This window comes from Microbacterium gallinarum, from assembly GCF_014837165.1.
Lineage (GTDB): Bacteria > Actinomycetota > Actinomycetes > Actinomycetales > Microbacteriaceae > Microbacterium > Microbacterium gallinarum.
The window spans coordinates 464,565-483,894 of record NZ_JACSPM010000001.1 but is presented as its reverse complement, the minus strand read 5'-3'; the positions used below and the strand labels follow the sequence as shown (position 1 = coordinate 483,894).

Below are 19,330 nucleotides of genomic sequence, written 5' to 3'. Positions count from 1 at the left end.
TCGCGAGCGTACGTGGGCGCTGGACGCCGACACCACCCTGCGCTCGTCGTGCGCAGCGCAACTCTCCGGCTGATCTCGAGCAGAGATTCGCTACGAGCGCGGCGCGACTTCGCCCAGGACTTCACGCAGGCGAGGTACGACTGCCGGGTCCTGGGCCATTTCGGGGCTGCCTACCACGTAGCTGCGCGATCTCCTGCGCGCGCTCCAGCGTGCCGGAATCGAGACCGAGGGTCCATTCCGCGACGTCACGCGCGAAATGCACGTGCGCCGGGTGGTCGATGACGGCGGTGGTGTTGACGTAGGACCCGCCGCCGTCGACGGCGATGAAGATCCGGATGCTGGCGGCCTCGGCATCCACATCGACGAAGTCCCCACTGGTGATCCCGTCGCGGATCAGCGCGATGAGCTGCGTCTGGTCGAGCGCGTCCTGCTCCTGGAGGAGCGTGTCGAGTGCGGGGCTGAAGCGGGAGAGATGGCGTGCGTTGAGCCACAGGCGGGCCAGGGCGAGGGATGCCCCGCTCTCGACGTGGTCGATGAAGTGCGCGAGCCGCTCCACCGGTGTGCCGTCTGCCGGGAAGAACCGGCCGCGCTCTCCGACGGCCGCGCGCTCGAACGCCTCGAGCACCAGTTCGTCGGCGGCGGGGAAGTAGTGGGTGATCAGGCCCGGTCGCACGCCGAGACGGTCGGCGACGGCCCGCAGCGTGATGCGCTCGAGCCCCTCTTCGAGTGCGATGTCCGCTGCGGCGGCCAGGATCTCAGCGCGACGCTCCTCGGGCCGCTTGCGAGATCGGGACGACACAGTGCTTGACGTCATGACCCTCATGTTATTGAATGTGTGACCAATAGTCTATTGGCCGCCCGACCAATAGGCTCCGGAACCTCCGGGCGATGAAGCCCGGACGAGAGGAACATCATGATCGAGACCCAGGCTCCCGGCGACAGGACGGCCGATTCCGCTTCGCACCCCGAGACCCGCGGCATCGAGCTCATCGGCGACGAGGAGCGCCACGGCCGCGCGCGTGACCTCTTCCTGGTGTGGGCGGCGCCGAACGTCAGCATCCTCAGCCTCACGATCGGCGCGACGCTCATCCTGCTCGGCCTGGAGATCTGGCAGGCGGTCGTCGTCGTGCTCGCGGCGGCGCTGCTCTGGATCTTCCCCGGCGTGATCGCCGCGAGCGGTCCGGCAGCGGGCACTTCGGGTTCGGTGATCACGCGCGCGATGTACGGCGTGATCGGCAACCGGCTGTTCGTCGTCTTCGTCGGGTGGTTCATCGGCGCGGTGTTCCTCTCGCTGACGTGGCTGGCCTCGTCGTTCCTCGGGGCGGACCTGCTGCGCCGGTGGGGCCTGACCGATCCGGTGTGGGTGCCGATCGGCGTGACCCTCGTCGTCTCGGCGATCACGGTCGTGGTCGCCGTGTTCGGCCACGGCTTGATCCTGCGACTGTTCCCCTTCCTCTCGGCGGCGGTGTTCGTCATCTTCCTGCTCGCGGCTGCGTTCATCCTCCCCTCGGTGAACTGGCAGTATGCGCCCGCCGAGCCGCTCGAGGGCGTGGCACTGTGGTCGGCGATGTCGATCGGATTCACGATCCTCGCCTCGACGCCTCTATCGTTCATCAACAGTCCCGACATCGCGCGTTACCTGCCGCGGTCGGTGAAGCCCTCGCACATCGCTACGGCGACGGCGCTGGGAGGCGGGGTTCCGTTCGTCGTCTTCACGATCATCGGCGCCCTGCTCGCGACCGCGCTCGCCCCGGAGTCGATCGATGCCGGCCTCGATGTCGCCCTGCTCGATCTGCTCCCCGCCTGGCTTGGACCGATCCTCGTGATCGGGGTGGTCATCAACACGATCGCCCTCAACGGCATGACCGCGTACACCTCCAGCATGGCTCTGCAGGCGATAGGCCTGCGCCTGCGGCGCATCCCCGCCACGGTCATCGTGGGCATCGTGGGCACCGCGCTCACGATCTACCTGGTGCTCTCGTCCAACCTCGTCGACGCCGCCAACCTCATGCTGCAGTTCCTCGTCGTCGTCTCCGGGCCCGCGATGGCCGTGTACACCGTCGACGCGCTCATGCGGCGGTACGCGTACGACGGGGTCGAGCTCTTCGACACCGACCGCGGTGCGCGGTTCTGGTACTCAGGGGGCTGGAGCGTCCCGGGCATCGCCGCCCTGCTCGTCGGTGGGCTGGTCACGGCGATGTGCCTCGCCACGAGCGTCTGGGCAGGCCCCGTCGCCGATGCGACGGGTTACGTCGACCTGTCGGTGCCCGCGGGGATGATCGTGTCGGCCGGCCTGTACGCGCTGCTCCACCGCTCAGGCCTGGCGAAGGCGGGCCGTCCGTGACTGCGCGCGAGACCGGGCCCGCCGGCATCCTCTACACGAACGGCCGTGTCTTCACGGGCGGCGAAGCAGCGGCTTTCGCCGAGGCGTTCACCATCGACGGCGAGACGATCGGCTGGGTCGGACCTCAGGCCGAGGCGCCCGCGGCCCGGCAGACGATCGACCTCGGCGGGCGTCTCGTGCTACCGGGGTTCACCGACAGCCACACGCACCTGCTCATGACGGGAGCCTCGCTGGGACAGGTGCCGCTCACCGACGCCCGCACCCTCGACGAAATCCAGCGGCTGCTGCGCGAGGCGCGCACGGCCGTTCCTGAGGCGAAAGATCTCCGTGGCCGCGGATGGCTTTTCGACGCCATCCCCGGCGGGAGACCGACCGCCGCGATGATCGATGCCGCGGTCGCCGACGTGCCCGTCTTCCTCGACGCGAACGACTACCACTCCTGCTGGGTGAACACGGCCGCGCTCGCTGTGCTGGGGATCACGCGCGACACCCCCGACCCGCTCGGTGGCGAGATCATCCGCGACGCCGACGGCGAGCCTACGGGCCTGCTCCTCGAGACCGCCGCCACGCAGTACGCGTGGGCCCATCGCGACGCCACGACGACCGATGCCGATCGCGACGCGGACGTGGAGCGCGTGCTCGACGCCTACCTCGCCGCCGGGGTGACCGGCGCGGTAGACATGGCGTTCGACGAGTACGGCCTCGCCGCCTTCCAGCGGGCGCAGGATCGTCGCGGCGGCGAGCTGCCCCTGCGCGTCGCGGCCCACTGGCTGATCGAGAACACCGGCGACGACGCGGCGAACCTCGCGCAGGTCGCGCGTGCCGCCGAGCTCGCCGACAGCCCGTCGACCCCGTGGCTGCGCGTGGTCGGGATCAAGCTCATCCTCGACGGCGTCATCGATGCGTGCACCGCTGCGATGCGGCATCCGTATGCCGACGGCTCGAACGCCGACCCCATCTGGCCGCCGGCGCAGCTCGATCCCGTCGTGGCTGCCGCCGACGCCGCCGGACTGCAGGTGGCCATGCACGCGATCGGCGACCACGCGAGCCGGATCGCGCTCGACGCGGTCGAGAACGCGATCGCCCGGAATGGCGAGCGACCCCGTCGACACCGCATCGAGCACCTCGAGTACGCGGCGCCCGGCACGGCGGAGCGGATGGCCCGGCTGGGCGTGACGGCGTCGATGCAGCCGGTGCACTCCGATCCGGCGATCTTCGCGAACTGGGTGGCGATGCTCGGAGACGACCGCGTCGATCGGGCTTTCGCGTGGAAGGAGTACGAGGACGCAGGTGCGCTGCTGGCCTTCTCGACCGATGCGCCGACCGCGCCCTACGACGCCCTGGCGAACATGTACGTCGCAAGCACGCGCGCTTCGGCCCTCGACCCGTCCGTCGGGGCGGTGCAGCCACAGCACGCGCTGCCCCTCGATCGGGCGCTGGGGCATGCGACGCGGGATGCCGCGGCATCGGTGGGTGACGGGGAGTGGCGCGGTCGCATCGCGCCGGGATTCGCCGCCGACATCGTCGTGCTCGACACCGATCCGTTCCGGGCCGGCGAGGGTTCGCTGCTGACGACGCGTGTCATGGAGACGATCGTCGCCGGGCGACCGCGGTACTCTGCCGACGGCTCGCGCGCGGGAGGCGACGGATAGGATCACGTGCCCACGATGGCCGGCGAGCCCAACGACATGCCCGGCTACGGCACCCTCGGGCGGCTCTTCGCGATCGGCTACATCCGGGGCTTGCAGGACGCGATCACGCGCTGACAGCTCGCCCGCGCAAGGAGTGCGAGGAATCCGCGGATGACGTCATCGAGCAGATCAACTCGTGAACTGAGAAGGGTGCGGATTCCCTCGCCGGAATCCGCACCACTGCAGCGACGATAGCGCTGCGCGAGCCCGATCGTCGGTGCCCTATCCGCAACCCGCAACAAGGATGACGCGTGGCGAACAGTCCGTCTCCGAGACGGGAGCCCTCGCCTTCGGCCGTCGTGCGCGCGGGACCTTCGACCCCTGTGGGCGAGCTGCCCTGGCGCAGTGTGAGGGATGAAGGAGGATGACATGTCCACCAACGCAGCCCCGCCCCAGGTACCGGCAGGCATGGGTGTTCCGCCGCAGACCGCGATGTCGGACAGGTCGTTCATCGCCACGTGGATGTTCGCCTGGCTGCTCGGGTTCCTCGGCGTCGACCGCTTCTACCTCGGCAAGATCGGGACCGGGATCCTCAAGCTGCTGACCGTCGGCGGGTTCGGCGTATGGTGGCTCATCGACCTGATCCTGACGCTGGCCGGTGTGCAGCGTGACAAGGAGGGTCGCCTGCTTCCCGACTTCCAGGAGCACAAGATGATCGCCTGGATCATCACCGCCGCAGGGTTCGGGCTCTGGCTCTTCACGGCGGCGATCTCGCGGGTGATGGCCTACATCCCCGACGTCTGGCCGATGATGCCGTGGTGGCAGCTGCAGTGATCGCACGGCCTCGCGCTTGGCGATCGAGCAGGGGAGCCGGAATGCTGGGCATGTGAAGCTGCTGCGCACCGTTCGGCGGTACCCGGTGATCACGGTGTCGGTCGTGATCCTCGCCGTCGTCCTGGGGCTGCAGTTCTCGGGTGCGGTCACCGCGGCGAGGTGGCTTGCGACCGCATACGTCGGTCTCTTCATCGCGTGGACGATCGTCGGCATGGTGCGCGACGTCCTTCGGGGGCACATCGGTCTCGACATCCTCGCCGTCGTGGCGATGATCGCCACGCTCGCCGTCGGCGAGTATCTCGCGTCACTGATCGTCGTGCTGATGCTGTCGGGCGGCGAAGCACTCGAAGAGTTCGCGGGTCGGCGCGCCCGGCGCGATCTGACCGCGCTGCTGGACCGGTCGCCGCGCACGGCTCACGTCATCCAACCGGACGCGGGGGAGCGTGAGGCGGTGGAGGATCGGGCCGTGGAGGAGGTCGCCATCGGCGACGTCCTCCTCGTGCGTCCGTCCGAGATCGTTCCCGTCGACGGCGTCCTGATCACCGCCACAGGCTCGTTCGACGAGTCCTCCCTCACCGGCGAGAGCATGCCGGTGACCCGCGAAGCCGGAAGCGAGGTGCTGTCGGGATCGATCAACGGGCAGCGCGCGGTGCGCATCCGAGCCACGCGCCTGAGCGCGGACAGCCAGTACCAGCAGATCGTCGCACTCGTCCAGGAAGCACAGGACTCGCGGGCGCCCGTCGTCCGGCTGGCCGACCGATTCGCGATCCCGTTCACCGCCGTGTCCCTCGTGCTGGCGGGCACGGCGTGGGCGCTGTCGGGGGACCCCACCCGATTCGCCGAAGTGCTCGTACTCGCGACGCCGTGTCCGCTCCTGATCGCGGCGCCGGTGGCGTTCCTCGGCGGACTCTCGCGCGCCGCGAAGACGGGCGTGATCATGAAGAGCGGTGCGGTCATCGAACAGCTCGCGCGCGTGCGCTCGGTCGCGTTCGACAAGACGGGCACGCTCACCGAGGGACGCCCCGACCTCGTCGCGGTCCGCCCGGCGGGGGGCTTCACGGCCGACGAGGTGCTGCAGTTCGCAGCATCCGCTGAGCAGTACTCCTCTCATGTGCTCGCCGCCGGCATCCGCCGAGCCGCCGTGACGCGGGGCCTCACGCTGCTGACGACGGACGACGCGAGCGAAGTCGCCACCAACGGTGTCGAGGCGACCTTCGGCGGGCGCCGGGTCGTGGTCGGCAAGCCGGCGTACGTCGCCGCCCTCGCACCCGACACGACACGGGCGGCGCTCGGCCCCGGGGAGGCCGCCGCGTACGTCGCCATCGACGGTCGCTTCGCCGGCACCCTCGTGCTCGCCGACGATCCGAGACCCGAGTCCGCCGACGTGGTGACGTGGCTCGGCGACAACGGTGTCGAGCGGATCGCGATGCTCACGGGTGACGCCCTGCCGACCGCGACCTCGATCGCCCGCGACGTGGGCATCGAGGAGGTGCACGCCGAGATCCTTCCCGGCGCGAAGGTGGAGTTGGCGCGTGGAATGGCACCCCGCCCGGTGATGATGGTCGGCGACGGGGTCAACGACGCGCCCGTCCTTGCGGCATCCGACGTCGGGGTCGCCATGGGCGCCAAGGGCGCGACCGCGGCAGGAGACGCCGCCGACGTGGTGATCCTGGTGGATTCCCTGGAGAGGATCGTCGATGCGGTCGCGATCGGCCGCCATACGCTGCGCGTCGCGCTCACCGCGATCTGGATCGGCATCGGGCTGAGCGTCGGGCTGATGCTCGTGGCGATGACCGGCGTCATCCCGGCGGTGGCAGGAGCGCTGACGCAGGAGCTCGTCGATCTCGCGACGATCCTGTACGCGCTGCGAGCGCTCGGAGGGCCGCCCGCCGGGTTCGGTGAACGCACAACGGCGAGCCGGAAGCACGACGCCGTGCCGCGGTGAGCCGCAGCGGCGATCTCGTCGTCGCGCATCGCGCGCGGTACTATCTGGCGACGCCAGGATGCGTCTTTCTGTGGGCTCCACAGGCGGGAGGCGACCATGACCGGTCCCGAGCAGCTGTCCTTCGCGGACGGTCCTCGCCTCGACCTCGACGAGGCTCTGTCCGCACTGGTGGCGCAGGCGGAGCGGGTGCGCTCCACGCAGGGGCGGCTTCGTGCGCTCCTCAGTGCGACACAGGTCGTCGTGGAGGAGAGCGACCTGTCCACGGTTCTCCGGCGTATCGCGCAAGCGGCGACGACACTCGCCAACGCGGAGTTCGGTGCGCTGGGGGTGGTCTCTCCTGAGCGGGATGCTCTCGAGGAGTTCATCTACGTCGGGTTGACCGACGAGAAGGCCGCGAAGATCGGACACCTGCCGACGGGCCACGGGCTGCTCGGCGTGCTGATCGACGACCCGCGGCCCATCCGGATTCCGCTGATGTCGGACGATGCACGCGCTTCGGGGTTTCCCGCCCACCATCCCCGGATGGACTCCTTCCTGGGCGTGCCCGTTCGAGTCAGGGGCGAGGTGTTCGGAAACCTCTACCTCACGAACAGCCGAGAGGGCTCGTTCTCCGAGGAGGACGAGCGGCTCGTCGAGGCGCTCGCCACCACCGCCGGGTTCGCCGTCGAGAACGCGCGCCTTCTCGAGCAGGCGCGCACGCGCGAGCGGTTCGTGACGACCGCCGCCGAACTCTCCGCGGCGCTCCTGTCATCGTCGACGGGGACATCGTTCGACCTGATCGCCGGGCGGATCCTGGATCTCCCCGACATCGACAAGGTCACGGTGCTGCTCCCGGACGAACCGGCGGGCGCGATGCGCGTCGCCGCGGCACGCGGGCCGGACGAAGCCGAGCTTCGCGGCACCCTGTTCCCCGCCGCCGGCACGTGCGCGGGCGATGCTCTGGACACCGGTCGGGTCGCGGCTCGCCCTCGCGAGGCGGAGGCGCACGACCCTGCGCGTGTCATGGCCGACGGGGTCGTCGGAGCGGTGATCGCGGCGCCGCTCGAGACACGTGGTCGGCTCTTCGGGCTGCTGTGTGCGGCCCGCAACCCGGACCGGGCACGGTTCACCGCGACGGAGGTCGAGAGCTTCTCCGATCTCGCCTCTCGCACGGCGATCGCGCTCGAGCTCGCGCACGCACGAGAAGAGAGTCAGCGAGCGCTGCTGGCCGATGATCGCCGCCGGATCGCCCGCGATCTGCACGACCACGTCATCCAGCAGCTCTTCGGCACCGGGCTCACGCTCCAGGCCGTGGCGAGCAGCGTGTCCGGCGAATCCGAAGCCCAGCGGCTTCGCGAGTCGATCGATCACCTCGACGACGCCATCTCGCAGATCCGCACCGTCGTCTTCGCGCTGTCTCAGCGCGAGGGATCTCTGCGTCACCGGATCATCGATGTCGTCGCCGAGCTGTGCGCGACGCTGACACGCCCTCCGGCGATCCGATTCAGCGGACCCGTCGATCACGCGGTCACCGGCCCCCTCGCCGAGGAGGTCGTCGGGGTGACCCGTGAACTCCTGAGCAACGCGATCCGCCACGCGAACGCCGACCGGATGAGCGTCGACGTGGCCGTTCGCGACGAATCGCTGACGGTGGTCGTGACCGATGACGGGATAGGAATAGGGGAGCCCGACCACCGGAGCGGCCTGCGCAACCTCGACGAGAAGGCGGGCAGGCGCGGCGGCTCCTTCGTCGTCGACTCGCAGCCCGGGACCACCGCTGCGCGCTGGAGCGTGCCGATCCCGCGCGACGGTGGGGGTGAGCGATGATCACGGTGTTCCTCGTCGATGATCACGAGATCGTCCGCCGGGGGATCGCGGACCTCATCGCCACGCAGGACGACCTGCAGGTCGTCGGCGAAGCGGGCACGGTCCGGCAGGCCTTCGGACGGATCGCCGCCACGATGCCGGACGTGGCGGTGCTCGACGTCCGGCTTCCGGACGGCAGCGGCGTCGACCTCTGCCGCGAGATCCGCTCGCGGCTGCCGTCCGTGGCCTGTCTCATCCTCACCGCGTACGACGACGACTCCGCGGTGAGCGCGGCGGTCCTGGCGGGAGCGGCCGGCTACATCCTCAAGGACGTCGGCGGCCCGCGGCTGGTGGACGTCATCCGATCCGTCGCGGCCGGAAGAAAGCTCGTGGATGACGCCGTCGTCCGCCGTGCGACCGAGCAGATCCGGCGGCGGGCGGACGACACCGACCCGCGGCTCGGCTCCCTCGGACTCCGCGAGCGCCAGATCCTCCGCCTGATCGCCGACGGAATGACCAACCGCCAGATCGGGGAGCAGCTCGGGCTCGCGGAGAAGACGGTGAAGAACTACGTGTCGTCGCTGCTCAGCAAGCTCGGGCTCGAGCGCCGTACTCAGGCGGCCGTCTTCCAGGTCGAGCACCAGACCGACGGGCCGGCGTAGCGGTCGAGGACCGGCTCAGCCCCGTCGCGTCCCCGGATGCGCGGAGTGTGCGGGCACGAACGTCGACCGGTGATGATGGAGGACGGGATGCAGGATCCCGAGCGCCAGCAACGTGAGGCCGAGCTCGAGGCATCCCACCGCGACGTACACAGCCTGCAGAAGGCTGAACGGGATGTAGACCATCTGCACGAAGATCCAGACGATGCAGGCGAACCCTCCTGCCGCTGCTGCGGGCAGCTGCCAGGGCGAGTCGGCGATCGTCGCGAAGAAGCCCACGGCGTGGACGCCGGCGACGACGACGATGAGCAGCAGGCCCGGGATCAGGTAGGACCTGAAGGGTGATCCGTCCAGGTAGCTCATCGGCGGGGTCAGCACGGATGCCCACGCGGGGTCCACGCTCCCGGCGATGAGGGCGATTCCGCCGGCAAGGCCGGTGACGGCGACGAACGCCTGTGTGATCAGCAGACCCACTCGGGTCGGACGACTCATGGTCAGACCTCCTTCGGTTGAGCGAGCGCCGCGTCGTGCGGCACGACGACCACGGGACACTCGGCGTCCCAGAGCACGCCGGCGGCCACGGAGTCGCGGAGACCGGGAGCGACGCGGCCGCTCCTCCGGCCGCCGATGACGACCATCGAGCTGCGCGGCGCGAACCGGAGGAGCGCGGCTGCTCGGCTGTCGCGGACCAGTTCCCTTTCGACGCGGACCGTCGGATGCTGCGCGGCGACCCAGGTCGCGGCGGTGTCGAGGATCGCGCCGTGCTCCGCCATCACGTCGGCCGGGGTCGCGACGAGAGCCGCCGTCCCCTCGAAGGAGGGGGTCGGCATGAGCCAGGCGTGCACGAGCCGGAGGGACGCCGCCGTGGCTGCGGCCTCGAGCGCGGCGAACGCCAGCGCAGCGGCGGACGAGTCGTCGTCGGCGATCCCGACGGTGACCGGGTCGCCGACATCGATCCATCCTGCGGGAACCAGGACGACGGGGACCTGCGCGATCGTTCTGACGCGCAACGACGATGTGGCCGCCACTGCGGAGCGGATCGGATGCCCGGGATCGATGCCCGCGACGTACAGCCCGGCGTCGACGGTGGCATCGCCGCCGTGCCCGGGGTCTCCGGCGACCGCGGGATGACGGCGCACGACAGCCGCGGGCGCGCGGTCTCGGAGGAGCTCTTCTGCGTCGTCGAACGGGTCTGCCGCATCGGCACGCACGCCGCCGAACCCCGAGACGACCTCGACCAGGTCCACCGTCGTGGCGCCTCGCGCCGCGCGCGTCGCCACCCACGACAGGGCGGATGCAGCGGCCGGGCTTCCGTCGAAGCCGAGGACAATGCGCTCCATGGCGACTCCTTCACACCGGCCCGACCGCCGGCCGTCCCGCTGACGGTATGCCGCATCGGCGGGCCTCCTCAGGCCGAAGGTCCCTCTGATGCGAGCGTCGGCGGGACCTTCGGCCCGGCGGGACACCGCGGGAGGCGCTCGACTGGGTGGGACGACGAGCAGGGAGACGAAGATGGCCCCGAACCCCGCCGCGCACGGCACGGCGACGCTGCGCTTCCTCGGCGCGGCCGACACCGTCACCGGCTCTCGGTATCTGGTGACCGTCGGCGATCGACGCGTCCTCGTGGACTGCGGGCTCTTCCAGGGATACAAGGTGCTCCGGTTGCGCAACCGCGCGCCGTTCCCGATCCCGCCGTCCTCCATCGACGCGGTCGTGGTCTCACACGCGCATCTCGATCACTCCGGCTATCTGCCGGCGCTCGTCCGCGACGGCTTCCGCGGAGTCGTCCACTCGACGGACGGCACCGCCGAACTCAGCCGGATCATGCTCCCCGACAGCGCGCACCTGCTGGAGGAGGAGGCCCGCCACGCGGCCAAGGGCACGTGGTCGAAGCATCCGCATCCCGAGCCTCTCTACCGCCTGCGCGACGCCCAGGCTGCGCTCGAGCGCTTCCGCCCCCTGCCCACCGGCGAGGTGCGGACGATCACGGATGGCGTCGACCTGGAGCTCGTGCCGGCCGGTCACATCCTCGGCGCCGCGCAGGTGCGACTGCGCGTCGCCGGGCTCACGCTCCACTTCACCGGTGACCTCGGCCGGCCGGACGACCCTCTGATGCGGCCCCCCGCAGCCCTCCCGCCCTCCGACGTCCTCGTCACCGAGTCCACCTACGGGGACCGCGAGCATGCTCCCGACAGTCCGGAGGTCGTGCTCGGTGACGTCGTGCGCAGGGTCGCGGGGCGTGGCGGGGTCGTGCTGATCCCTGCGTTCGCGGTGGGACGGACCGAGACCGTGCTGCTGCACCTCTCGCGGCTGCGGGACCGCGGTGAGATTCCCGACGTCCCCGTCTTCGTCAACAGTCCGATGGCGGTCAGCGCCCTGGAGGTCTACCGTCGTCACCCCGATGAGCATCGACTCGACACCGACGAGCTGCAGCGGATGTACCGGATGCCGAGCATGGTGACGAGCGTCGACGACTCGAAGCTCCTCAATCTGCGGGGCGGTCCGATGGTGATCATCTCTGCCAGCGGGATGCTCGCGGGCGGACGGGTCCTCCATCACCTCGCCGCGTACGGTCCGGATCGGCGCAATGCGATCGTGCTCACCGGCTACCAGGCGGGCGGAACGCGGGGCTCCGCGCTCCTCGCCGGCGCGCGGACGCTGCGCATCTTCGGACGGGACGTGCCCATTCGCGCCGAGGTCGTGAGCGCGGACTCCATGTCGGCGCACGCCGATGCAGACGATCTCATCGCGTGGATGAGGTCGTCGTCGGCGACTCCGTCCGCCGTCTACGTGACGCACGGGGAACCGGCTGCCGCGGATACCCTTCGGGCACGCATCACCCACGAGCTGGGATGGCCGGCGCGCGTGCCGGAGCACCTGGAGACCGTGCGCATCGCGTAGCGAGCGAGACGTCACCGATGAACCGGCGCGGGCAGAAGGGGACCGCGGGCCGGCCACCCGCGCCGGAACCCACGATCGGGGCCGACGGGCGCAGGCTCGTCGTCTCGTGGATCGCGGTCCTGCTGCTGAGCGCGATCCCCGCCATCGTCGCGGCCCAGGTCGCGGGCTCCGTGCCCGGCTGGCTCGTCGTCGCGCAGGGCGGGATCGTCGCGCTTCTCGTCTTGGCCGCGATCCTGGTGCCTCGACTTCGGCCGCTGTGGCGTTACGGCGTCTCGGCGGGTGCGCTCATCGCGTTCTCCTGGGCTGCCACCCTCGTCGACTGGAACGTCCCCGCGCTTCAAGGACTGCTCGGCGGTTCGGCATTCGATGCGCGCATGCAGGCGGAGCAGACGGGCAAGCTGGCGGTGACGTTCGGCATGATCGCCGTCCTCCTGGCCATGAGGCTGCGGCCCCGGGACTTCTTCCTCGTGCCAGGCGATCTGACGGCGCCGATCCGACCCGTGCGTCTCCTCGGCTTCCCTCGACCCGACACCTGGCGCCGATTCGGCCTCATCTGGGGATTCGGGATCGCGGGCGCGCTCGCGGTGGTCGGGTTCGCCCTGGTGCGACCGGAGCCCTCGCAACTGGAGGCGCTGCTGCCGGTGGCGCCCGCCATCGTCGTCTATGCGGCGCTCAACGCGTTCAGCGAGGAGATGACCTACCGTGCGCCGATGCTCGCGACTCTGGAACCCGTGGTCGGCGGTCGCCACGCACTGTGGCAGGCCGCGGTCTTCTTCGGCGTCGCTCACTACTTCGGCATCCCGGGCGGCCTCGTGGGTGCGGTGCTGTCGATCTTCATGGGATGGATGCTGAGCAAGGCGATGCTCGAGACACGCGGGCTCTTCTGGGCGTGGTGGATCCACTTCCTGAGCGACGTCGTGATCTTCTCGTTCATCGCCCTCGGGCTCACCCGGTGAGCGCCGTCGCCGCGAACGCCGCGGCGCGCGCAGGACGTCGGCGCGTCAGCCCGCGAGACGCTCGGTGAGCGAGTGCCCCCAGTCGCGAGCGCGCACGAGCTCGCCATCGACCAGCGGTCCCTCGTACCCCTCGACGAGGAAGCTGGAGGGCTCGAGAACGCGGAAGCCGAGCCCACGCGCCGCGCGCGTGGCGCTGCGCGATGCGGCGCCGGGGAGCAGCGGCATGTCCACCCGCGTGTCGAACGCCGCGAACTCCCGGTGCGACGGCTTCGCGGGCAGCGCGTGCAGCCACTCGCGTATCCCTCTGGGCACGTCCTTCGGATCGCCGCCCTGGCGCACCGCATCCTCTCGGGTGCGGTGTCTCGACATCGAGAAGGCATGCGTGGGGCCGCCCACGACCAGCAGCTCGATGTCGTCGGGGAGCTCGGCGGGTGCGTCGACGACATCCGTCACGACCACCTCTGCTCCGTCTCCCATGCCGTCTGCGATCGCATCCGCGATCCGGTGCGTGTTGCCGAACATCGACTCGAAAACCACCATTGCGCGCATCATGACGTCCCTTCACGACTCCTGTGCAGCGGTCCGCGGGTGCACGATCAGCACGGGGCAGTGGGCGTGTTCCGCGCAGGCGGCGCTCACCGATCCGAGGAGGAGGCCGAGGAAACCGCCCCTTCCGCGGCTGCCGAGAACGAGCATCCCGCAGCTCTTGCTCACTTCGATCAGCGTCTGCGCGGCCGGTCCGCCCAGCACCCGGCGGGTGAGCGGGTCGGGTGGCGAGTCGCCGAAGGCACGTCTGATCGCCTCGTCGAGGTCATCGGCCGCGATCTGCTCGGGGTACCACCCCGCCATCGGCGGCATTCCGGCGGCGAGGGGGAACGTCCAGGTGATGAGCGCTTCGAGAGGGGCGTCGAAAGCGTCCGCCAGCCGCTCGGCATAGCGCAGCGCGTCGACGGAAGAATCCGAGCCATCGACGCCTACGACGATGCGGTCCACGTCAAGGGTGTCATCCATGGAGCCAGCGTTGCGGGGATCAGGCCGCCACGGGGGGACGAAAGTCACACGGCACGTCCGCGAGGATGCGGGGGGCTGGCGTTCCCGACCATAATTGCCGGATGCCGAAGATCTCCGCTCCGACGGTCGCCGAGCACCGCGCCGCCCAGCGCGCGGCCCTCCTGCGCGCGGGCGAGGCCGTGCTGCTCGAGTCAGGGCTCGCCGGGGTATCGCCGCGGACCGTCAGTGAGCGTGCCGGCCTCGCGCGGTCGAGCTTCTACGATTACTTCGCGACGAAGGACGACCTGCTGGTCGCGATCGCGATCGCTGCGATCGAGCAGTGGGACGCCGAGATCGAGGCGGCCCTGTCGGATGTCGAGCCGGGGGCGGCGCAGCTGCGGGCGTTCGTGGACGCGACGATGACGATGACCGCAGACGGCAAGCACGCCATCGCCGGCGCTCTCCGTGAGGCGGACCTCAGCCCGAGTCGGTACGAAGACCTGATGACGCTCCATGACGTGCTCTTGCGGCCTCTCGTGGGGGTGCTGACGGATCTGGGAATCGAGCGGCCGGAGTCCGCCGCGATGCTCGTCCAGGGGGTGCTCGGCGCCGGTATCCAGCTCGTCTCGCACGGGATGGACCACCGTGTCGTCTCCGACGATGTCTTCCGGCTGCTGACCAAGGGACTGCCCGGCTGAACCGGCTCGACGCCGGGCGTGCCCTGCGGGCGCGTCAGGCCGCGACGTTCGCGGCGATGATGCGGGCCGCGGCGGCTGCGCCGTCCTCCTTCTGGTACGCGACCTTCACCTCTTCGGCGGCCCGGCGGATCGCGGGGTCGGACAGCACACGTTCGACCGCCTGGACGAATGCCGGTCGCGACACGTGCGCAGGAGGAACGGCGATGGCGTTGCCCCGCTCCTCGCAGAGCCGCACGTGCCAGGTCTGCTCCGGCTGAAGGCCCATGCCGACGAACGGCACGCCCGTGGCGCACGCCGTCTGCACCGTGCCCTGGCCTCCGTGCAGGACGGCGGCGTCCAGCATCCCACCCATCCGGTGAATCGGGAGCAGGTCGGTCACGTGCACGTTCGGGGGCACGGGGTCGTCGGCGTCGAGGTAGTGGCTGATGGGGGCGATGACGTTGATCGGCAGCGGGCCGAGGGCACGCGCTGCGGCGAGCGCGAGATCACGGTTTCCGGAGGAGCCGAGGCCGAGGTAGACGAGCGGCTCGGGCGCGGCCGCGAGGTCGGTGGCGAGCGACGGGATGGGCGCGTCGATGTGGGCGAAGATCGGCCCGATGCGCTGGAAGCCCGGCGGGAGCTCGAACCCGTTGAGCTCCCACGGCATCTCGGTCAGCAGATTGTGGTCGGCGGTGAGCAGCGAGGCGACGGTGCGCAGCGGGGGCACGCCGTTCGCCTTCGCGACGGTCGTGAACGGCCGCGGGGCGAGCGGAAGGGAGTTGTAGACCCACCGGAACGCCCACGTCGCCGCTCGATCCGCCGCGCGCGCGAACCGTCCGCGTCCGCGCACGAGCTGCTGGTGCGGTGCCTGCGCCACCTGCGGCTCCGTGAGGGCGAAGGGCACGGGAAAGAAGAGCGGGACCGACTCGGCGCGCGCCGAGATGAACGACGTCAGGTTCGATCCCGTGACCACGGCCTTCGCGTTCAGACGGCGGATGAGCTCACGCTCCACGTCGACGCGCGTGCGCACGAGGTCCTGGGTGAACGGGCTCTTCATGCTGCGGCCCTGATCGAAGGCGATCGCCTGGTCTCGCTCGGCCACGCTCCACGCCGGCTCGCACGCGCGGTAGTCGAAGCCCGCCGCGGTGATGAGGTCGACGTAGTCGTGCTCGTAGCCCATGAAGACGGGCTCGGAGCGACTGTCGAGGGCGCGGGCGACCTGGATCATGCGAGTGGTCTCGGCCAGGTTGAACGTCACCGGGCAGAAGAGCACGACGGTCACAGGACCACTCCCTTCGGGGGCGCACTGGTCCGAGTGTGGCACCCGCGCGACCGCCCCGCCACCCGCCGCGAGCAATGGTCGTCACGGCCCTGCCGGAGCGCTACGTCGTGCGGTCGGGGGCATCGAGCAGTGATCGGGCGAGCACCGTCGAGCCGGCGACGGCGGCGGGCATCGTGGCGACGGCGCCGAGCGGCACCATGAAGCACAGCTGTGTCGCGACGCCGAAGCCGAGCACGCGCGCACGGTGCGCGCGACTGAGCGACCGGCGTTGGGTGGGCAGCATCCCACGCGCGGTGAGCGCCCGCGAGACGAGCTCGTCGGCGACGAGCCATCCCGTCGCCAGGATGCCGAACACCGTGCCGAAGACGCCGCCCACCACCGGAATCAGTCCCAGCAGGCCGGCGAGGATCGCGACGCCGACTCCGCGGGCGACGAGGATCAGCCCGTCGAGCGCACCACGCCAGAAGCCGTAGGCGGAGTCCGCCGGCGAACCGCCCAGCTCGCGCTCGACGGCGACCCAGATCCGCTCGTAGAAGGGCTCGCCGACGAGCAGGGTCAGTGCCGTGAACGAGACGGCGACGATCACCAGCGCCGCACCGAACACCGCGGTGCCGACGGCGACGCGCATCACCGTCGCCCAGAGCCCCGGCCAGCCGTCCGCGAACGGGGTCGCCGCCTCGGCGATCGCAGGCAGGTAGACGCCGAGGGCGATGAGGCCCCCGAGCAGCAGCAGCGCAACGATGGCGGCGGGCACGAGGCCGAGCGCCATCAGGCCCGGTCGGCGACGCCAGTAGCCGAACCCCCGGCCCAGCATCCCGACGCCCCGCGCGAACTCCCGCATCCTTCTCAGCCTAGATGCGGCGAGCGGATGCCTCGCCCCCGCGCCCACGAGATCGGGCCGCGCCCCCGGGGTGCGGCCCGATCAGCGCGTGGTCAGCGGGTGCGGCGCCGGTAGATCGCCATCGCCCAGAAGTATGCGACGACGAGGATGCCGACGCACCAGGCCAGGGCGACCCAGATCTGCGTCCCCACCGGCTGCTGGGTGAAGATGTCGCGGATGGAGTTCACGATCGGTGTCACCGGCTGGTTGTCGGCGAACCACGCCACCGGTGCCGGCATGGTGTCGGTGGGCACGAACGCCGAGCTCAGGAACGGCAGGAAGATCAGGGGATACGAGAACGCGCTCGCCCCGTCGACCGTCTTCGCCGACAGCCCCGCGACGACGGCCAGCCAGGTCAGCGCCAGTGTGAACAGCACGAGGATGCCGAGCACGGCCAGCCAGCCGAGCACGCCGGCGCCGGTGCGGAACCCGATGGCGAACGCCACTCCCACGACGATGATCAGCGAGATGACGTTCGCCACCAGCGACGTCAGCACGTGCGCCCACAGTGCGCTCGAGCGCGCGATGGGCATCGACTGGAATCGCTCGAAGATGCCGCCCTGCATGTCCATGAACAGCCGGTACGCCGTGTAGGCGATGCCTGACGCGATCGTGATCAGCAGGATGCCGGGAAGCATGTAGTCGATGTACGAGTACGACCCGGTGTCGATCGCGCCGCCGAAGACGAACACGAACAGGAGCATGATGGCCACCGGGGTGACGGCCGTCGTGATGATCGTGTCGGGGCTGCGGAGGATGTGGCGCAGCGACCGCCCGGTGAGGACGGCGGTGTCGCCGACGAAGTGCGAGGTCATCGTGGTTCTCCCTTCTCTGCCGCCGCGGCGGCGTCGCCGGCGTCGGGCCTGTCTTCGCCGACGATCGCGAGGAAGACCTCCTCGAGCGTCGGCTGCTTCTCGACGTACTCGACGGTCGCCGGGGGCAGCAGCTGCTTCAGCTCGGCGAGCGTGCCGTTCGCGATGATGCGGCCCTGGTGGAGGATCGCGATCCGATCGGCCAGCTGCTCGGCCTCGTCGAGGTACTGGGTCGTGAGGAGGACCGTCGTACCGTTGGCGGCGAGCTCCTTGACGGCATCCCACACCTCGATGCGCGCCTGCGGATCGAGGCCCGTCGTGGGCTCGTCGAGGAAAACGATCGGCGGGTTGCCGATGAGGCTCATGGCGATGTCGAGGCGGCGCCGCATGCCGCCCGAGTACGTGCCCGCGCGGCGCCCGCCGGCGTCGGTCAGCGAGAACCGGGCGAGCAGTGCATCGGCGACCCCGCCGGGGTCGGCGATGTGCCGCAGCTGTGCCACCAGCACGAGGTTCTCACGCCCGGTGAGCACCTCGTCGACGGCCGCGAACTGCCCCGTGAGGCTGATCGACTCGCGCACCCGCGCGGCTTCCGCCTCGACGTCGTGGCTATGCACGGTCGCGCTGCCCGCATCGCCCTTCAAGAGGGTCGACAGGATGCGGACGACGGTGGTCTTGCCCGCGCCGTTCGAGCCGAGGAGGGCGAAGATGCTCCCCTCGGCGACATCGAAGTCGACGCCTGTGAGCACGTCGACGCCGGTAAAGGACTTCTCGAGTCCCTCGACCCTGATCGCGGCAGAGGTGCTCATCGCTCGCCGTCCTCTCGCTGTGCGTCGTCCATCGCCTTCGTGAGGCGAGCGCGCTCCTTGTCGATCCACCGCGTGCCGGCGTAGGCCTGGGCGAACGTCTCGGCGAACTCGACGGGGTCGTCGCCGATGATGTCGCCCACCGGCGTGCCGTCGACCGCGGCGCGCTCCCACAGGTCGGCCAGGTCGGTGAACATCTGGGTCATGGTGTCGCCGTCGGTGACACCGCCGTAGTACATGAGGTAGCGGTGCATCGCCTTCGCCGCGGTGGCGTAGGGCTCGGGGAGCCCGTCGATGCGCGCCTTGTCCTGCCTGTACTGCTTCTTCTGCTCGAGCGAGCCGGTCAAGAATTCGATCCACTTCGCGGCCATGTCACCGGTCTCCTTCGGTCTGAACTGCCTGGTCTGGGTCTGTGCTTCGGTGGAGCTGTTCGATGCGTTCTGCGAGGAAGCTCCAGGTCCTCCAGAACTCGGCGAGCTGCTCGCGGCCCTGCGCGTTGAGCGAGTACACCTTGCGCGGCGGGCCCTTCTCGGACGGCACCTTCTCGACGTCGACGAGCCCGCGCTGCTCGATGCGCACGAGGAGGGCGTACACGGTTCCCTCGGCGAGATCCGAGAAGCCCTCGTCGCGCAGGCGGGCGGTGATCTCGTAGCCGTACGCAGGCTGGACCGACAGCGTGGCGAGCACGATGCCCTCCAGCGTGCCCTTGAGCATCTCGGTCATCTGATTGCCCATCGCGCATCGCCTCCATCTACTCTGTGTTGCTGAGTACTAGTAGACGGTAACACTAGGTACCGGTAGATAGCAACACTGAATACCGGGTGCTCTTCC

21 protein-coding genes are annotated in these 19,330 nt (G+C 70.2%); 10 read left to right on the top strand and 11 right to left on the bottom strand.

Annotated features, from left to right (window positions below; translation table 11 throughout):
- Window positions 1-121: 121 nt before the first annotated feature.
- Complete coding sequence (locus tag H9622_RS02255) at window positions 122-814, bottom strand: TetR/AcrR family transcriptional regulator (protein WP_191763834.1); 693 nt, start codon at window positions 812-814, stop codon at window positions 122-124.
- 99 nt (window positions 815-913) lie between these two features.
- On the opposite strand from H9622_RS02255, the gene H9622_RS02250 reads away from it, so the two are divergent.
- The 7 genes from H9622_RS02250 to H9622_RS02220 all read left to right on the top strand — a co-directional run bounded on the left by H9622_RS02250 (window position 914) and on the right by H9622_RS02220 (window position 9,201).
- Window positions 914-2,344: a purine-cytosine permease family protein gene (locus tag H9622_RS02250; protein WP_191763832.1), complete on the top strand. Its 1,431-nt coding sequence runs from the start codon at window positions 914-916 to the stop codon at window positions 2,342-2,344.
- On the top strand, window positions 2,341-3,996 hold the full coding sequence (locus H9622_RS02245) for an amidohydrolase (RefSeq protein WP_318247002.1): 1,656 nt from the start codon (window positions 2,341-2,343) through the stop codon (window positions 3,994-3,996). Before H9622_RS02250 ends, H9622_RS02245 begins: the two co-directional genes overlap by 4 nt.
- 6 nt (window positions 3,997-4,002) lie before the next feature.
- Window positions 4,003-4,110, top strand: a complete 108-nt coding sequence (locus H9622_RS16055) for a hypothetical protein (RefSeq protein WP_318247001.1) — start codon at window positions 4,003-4,005, stop codon at window positions 4,108-4,110.
- Window positions 4,111-4,404: 294 nt separating this feature from the next.
- Window positions 4,405-4,809, top strand: coding sequence for a TM2 domain-containing protein (locus H9622_RS02235; protein ID WP_225221527.1), 405 nt, complete (start codon window positions 4,405-4,407; stop codon window positions 4,807-4,809).
- 52 nt (window positions 4,810-4,861) lie between these two features.
- On the top strand, window positions 4,862-6,754 hold the full coding sequence (locus tag H9622_RS02230; protein ID WP_191763830.1) for a heavy metal translocating P-type ATPase: 1,893 nt from the start codon (window positions 4,862-4,864) through the stop codon (window positions 6,752-6,754).
- A gap of 96 nt (window positions 6,755-6,850) precedes the next feature.
- Window positions 6,851-8,560, top strand: coding sequence for a GAF domain-containing sensor histidine kinase (locus H9622_RS02225; protein WP_191763828.1), 1,710 nt, complete (start codon window positions 6,851-6,853; stop codon window positions 8,558-8,560).
- Complete coding sequence (locus tag H9622_RS02220) at window positions 8,557-9,201, top strand: response regulator (protein ID WP_191763826.1); 645 nt, start codon at window positions 8,557-8,559, stop codon at window positions 9,199-9,201. The genes H9622_RS02225 and H9622_RS02220 overlap by 4 nt, the downstream gene beginning before the upstream one ends.
- 15 nt (window positions 9,202-9,216) lie before the next feature.
- Here the strand turns inward: H9622_RS02220 and H9622_RS02215 are convergent, their stop codons facing one another.
- On the bottom strand, window positions 9,217-9,690 hold the full coding sequence (locus H9622_RS02215; protein ID WP_191763824.1) for a hypothetical protein: 474 nt from the start codon (window positions 9,688-9,690) through the stop codon (window positions 9,217-9,219).
- A gap of 2 nt (window positions 9,691-9,692) precedes the next feature.
- The gene (locus H9622_RS02210) at window positions 9,693-10,538 is read right to left on the bottom strand and encodes a universal stress protein (protein WP_191763822.1); all 846 of its coding nucleotides are present in this window, start codon (window positions 10,536-10,538) and stop codon (window positions 9,693-9,695) included.
- A 172-nt stretch (window positions 10,539-10,710) separates the two neighbouring features.
- Between H9622_RS02210 and H9622_RS02205 the strand changes: the two genes are divergently transcribed.
- Complete coding sequence (locus H9622_RS02205) at window positions 10,711-12,099, top strand: MBL fold metallo-hydrolase RNA specificity domain-containing protein (RefSeq protein ID WP_191763820.1); 1,389 nt, start codon at window positions 10,711-10,713, stop codon at window positions 12,097-12,099.
- A 17-nt stretch (window positions 12,100-12,116) separates the two neighbouring features.
- On the top strand, window positions 12,117-13,055 hold the full coding sequence (locus tag H9622_RS02200) for a CPBP family intramembrane glutamic endopeptidase (RefSeq protein WP_191763818.1): 939 nt from the start codon (window positions 12,117-12,119) through the stop codon (window positions 13,053-13,055).
- Window positions 13,056-13,100: 45 nt separating this feature from the next.
- Here the strand turns inward: H9622_RS02200 and H9622_RS02195 are convergent, their stop codons facing one another.
- Window positions 13,101-13,595 (bottom strand): flavodoxin family protein, encoded by a 495-nt coding sequence (locus tag H9622_RS02195; protein WP_225221526.1) that lies wholly within the window; start codon window positions 13,593-13,595, stop codon window positions 13,101-13,103.
- 21 nt (window positions 13,596-13,616) lie between these two features.
- Entirely contained in the window at window positions 13,617-14,066 is a 450-nt protein-coding gene (locus tag H9622_RS02190; protein WP_191763814.1) for a universal stress protein, read from the bottom strand.
- Between the two features lie 101 nt (window positions 14,067-14,167).
- On the opposite strand from H9622_RS02190, the gene H9622_RS02185 reads away from it, so the two are divergent.
- A complete protein-coding gene (locus tag H9622_RS02185; protein WP_191763812.1) occupies window positions 14,168-14,743 on the top strand; it encodes a TetR/AcrR family transcriptional regulator in 576 nt (191 codons plus the stop codon).
- A 34-nt stretch (window positions 14,744-14,777) separates the two neighbouring features.
- On the opposite strand, the gene H9622_RS16050 is transcribed toward H9622_RS02185, so the two are convergent.
- The 6 genes from H9622_RS16050 to H9622_RS02155 all read right to left on the bottom strand — a co-directional run bounded on the left by H9622_RS16050 (window position 14,778) and on the right by H9622_RS02155 (window position 19,234).
- Window positions 14,778-16,004 (bottom strand): glycosyltransferase, encoded by a 1,227-nt coding sequence (locus H9622_RS16050; RefSeq protein WP_191763809.1) that lies wholly within the window; start codon window positions 16,002-16,004, stop codon window positions 14,778-14,780.
- 100 nt (window positions 16,005-16,104) lie between these two features.
- The gene (locus tag H9622_RS02175; protein ID WP_225221525.1) at window positions 16,105-16,845 is read right to left on the bottom strand and encodes an EI24 domain-containing protein; all 741 of its coding nucleotides are present in this window, start codon (window positions 16,843-16,845) and stop codon (window positions 16,105-16,107) included.
- 92 nt (window positions 16,846-16,937) lie between these two features.
- A complete protein-coding gene (locus H9622_RS02170; RefSeq protein WP_191763807.1) occupies window positions 16,938-17,699 on the bottom strand; it encodes an ABC transporter permease in 762 nt (253 codons plus the stop codon).
- On the bottom strand, window positions 17,696-18,502 hold the full coding sequence (locus H9622_RS02165) for an ABC transporter ATP-binding protein (protein ID WP_191763805.1): 807 nt from the start codon (window positions 18,500-18,502) through the stop codon (window positions 17,696-17,698). The genes H9622_RS02170 and H9622_RS02165 overlap by 4 nt, the downstream gene beginning before the upstream one ends.
- Window positions 18,499-18,870 (bottom strand): DUF1048 domain-containing protein, encoded by a 372-nt coding sequence (locus tag H9622_RS02160; RefSeq protein ID WP_191763803.1) that lies wholly within the window; start codon window positions 18,868-18,870, stop codon window positions 18,499-18,501. Before H9622_RS02160 ends, H9622_RS02165 begins: the two co-directional genes overlap by 4 nt.
- A gap of 1 nt (window position 18,871) precedes the next feature.
- Window positions 18,872-19,234 carry a PadR family transcriptional regulator gene (locus H9622_RS02155; protein ID WP_191763801.1) on the bottom strand — a complete coding sequence of 121 codons (363 nt, stop codon included), beginning with the start codon at window positions 19,232-19,234 and terminating at the stop codon, window positions 18,872-18,874.
- Window positions 19,235-19,330: the final 96 nt, after the last annotated feature.

What these genes read in the sequence shown, in the direction of transcription:
- H9622_RS02165 (WP_191763805.1), bottom strand. Translation starts at nt 18,502, where the DNA reads ATGAGCACCTCTGCCGCGATCAGGGTCGAGGGACTCGAGAAGTCCTTT.
- H9622_RS02215 (WP_191763824.1), bottom strand. Translation starts at nt 9,690, where the DNA reads ATGAGTCGTCCGACCCGAGTGGGTCTGCTGATCACACAGGCGTTCGTC.
- H9622_RS02250 (WP_191763832.1), top strand. Translation starts at nt 914, where the DNA reads ATGATCGAGACCCAGGCTCCCGGCGACAGGACGGCCGATTCCGCTTCG.
- H9622_RS02210 (WP_191763822.1), bottom strand. Translation starts at nt 10,538, where the DNA reads ATGGAGCGCATTGTCCTCGGCTTCGACGGAAGCCCGGCCGCTGCATCC.
- H9622_RS02170 (WP_191763807.1), bottom strand. Translation starts at nt 17,699, where the DNA reads ATGACCTCGCACTTCGTCGGCGACACCGCCGTCCTCACCGGGCGGTCG.
- H9622_RS02200 (WP_191763818.1), top strand. Translation starts at nt 12,117, where the DNA reads ATGAACCGGCGCGGGCAGAAGGGGACCGCGGGCCGGCCACCCGCGCCG.
- H9622_RS02220 (WP_191763826.1), top strand. Translation starts at nt 8,557, where the DNA reads ATGATCACGGTGTTCCTCGTCGATGATCACGAGATCGTCCGCCGGGGG.
- H9622_RS02190 (WP_191763814.1), bottom strand. Translation starts at nt 14,066, where the DNA reads ATGGATGACACCCTTGACGTGGACCGCATCGTCGTAGGCGTCGATGGC.
- H9622_RS02155 (WP_191763801.1), bottom strand. Translation starts at nt 19,234, where the DNA reads ATGGGCAATCAGATGACCGAGATGCTCAAGGGCACGCTGGAGGGCATC.
- H9622_RS02185 (WP_191763812.1), top strand. Translation starts at nt 14,168, where the DNA reads ATGCCGAAGATCTCCGCTCCGACGGTCGCCGAGCACCGCGCCGCCCAG.
- H9622_RS02205 (WP_191763820.1), top strand. Translation starts at nt 10,711, where the DNA reads ATGGCCCCGAACCCCGCCGCGCACGGCACGGCGACGCTGCGCTTCCTC.
- H9622_RS02160 (WP_191763803.1), bottom strand. Translation starts at nt 18,870, where the DNA reads ATGGCCGCGAAGTGGATCGAATTCTTGACCGGCTCGCTCGAGCAGAAG.
- H9622_RS02195 (WP_225221526.1), bottom strand. Translation starts at nt 13,595, where the DNA reads ATGGTGGTTTTCGAGTCGATGTTCGGCAACACGCACCGGATCGCGGAT.
- H9622_RS02255 (WP_191763834.1), bottom strand. Translation starts at nt 814, where the DNA reads ATGACGTCAAGCACTGTGTCGTCCCGATCTCGCAAGCGGCCCGAGGAG.
- H9622_RS02225 (WP_191763828.1), top strand. Translation starts at nt 6,851, where the DNA reads ATGACCGGTCCCGAGCAGCTGTCCTTCGCGGACGGTCCTCGCCTCGAC.
- H9622_RS02175 (WP_225221525.1), bottom strand. Translation starts at nt 16,845, where the DNA reads ATGCGGGAGTTCGCGCGGGGCGTCGGGATGCTGGGCCGGGGGTTCGGC.
- H9622_RS02235 (WP_225221527.1), top strand. Translation starts at nt 4,405, where the DNA reads ATGTCCACCAACGCAGCCCCGCCCCAGGTACCGGCAGGCATGGGTGTT.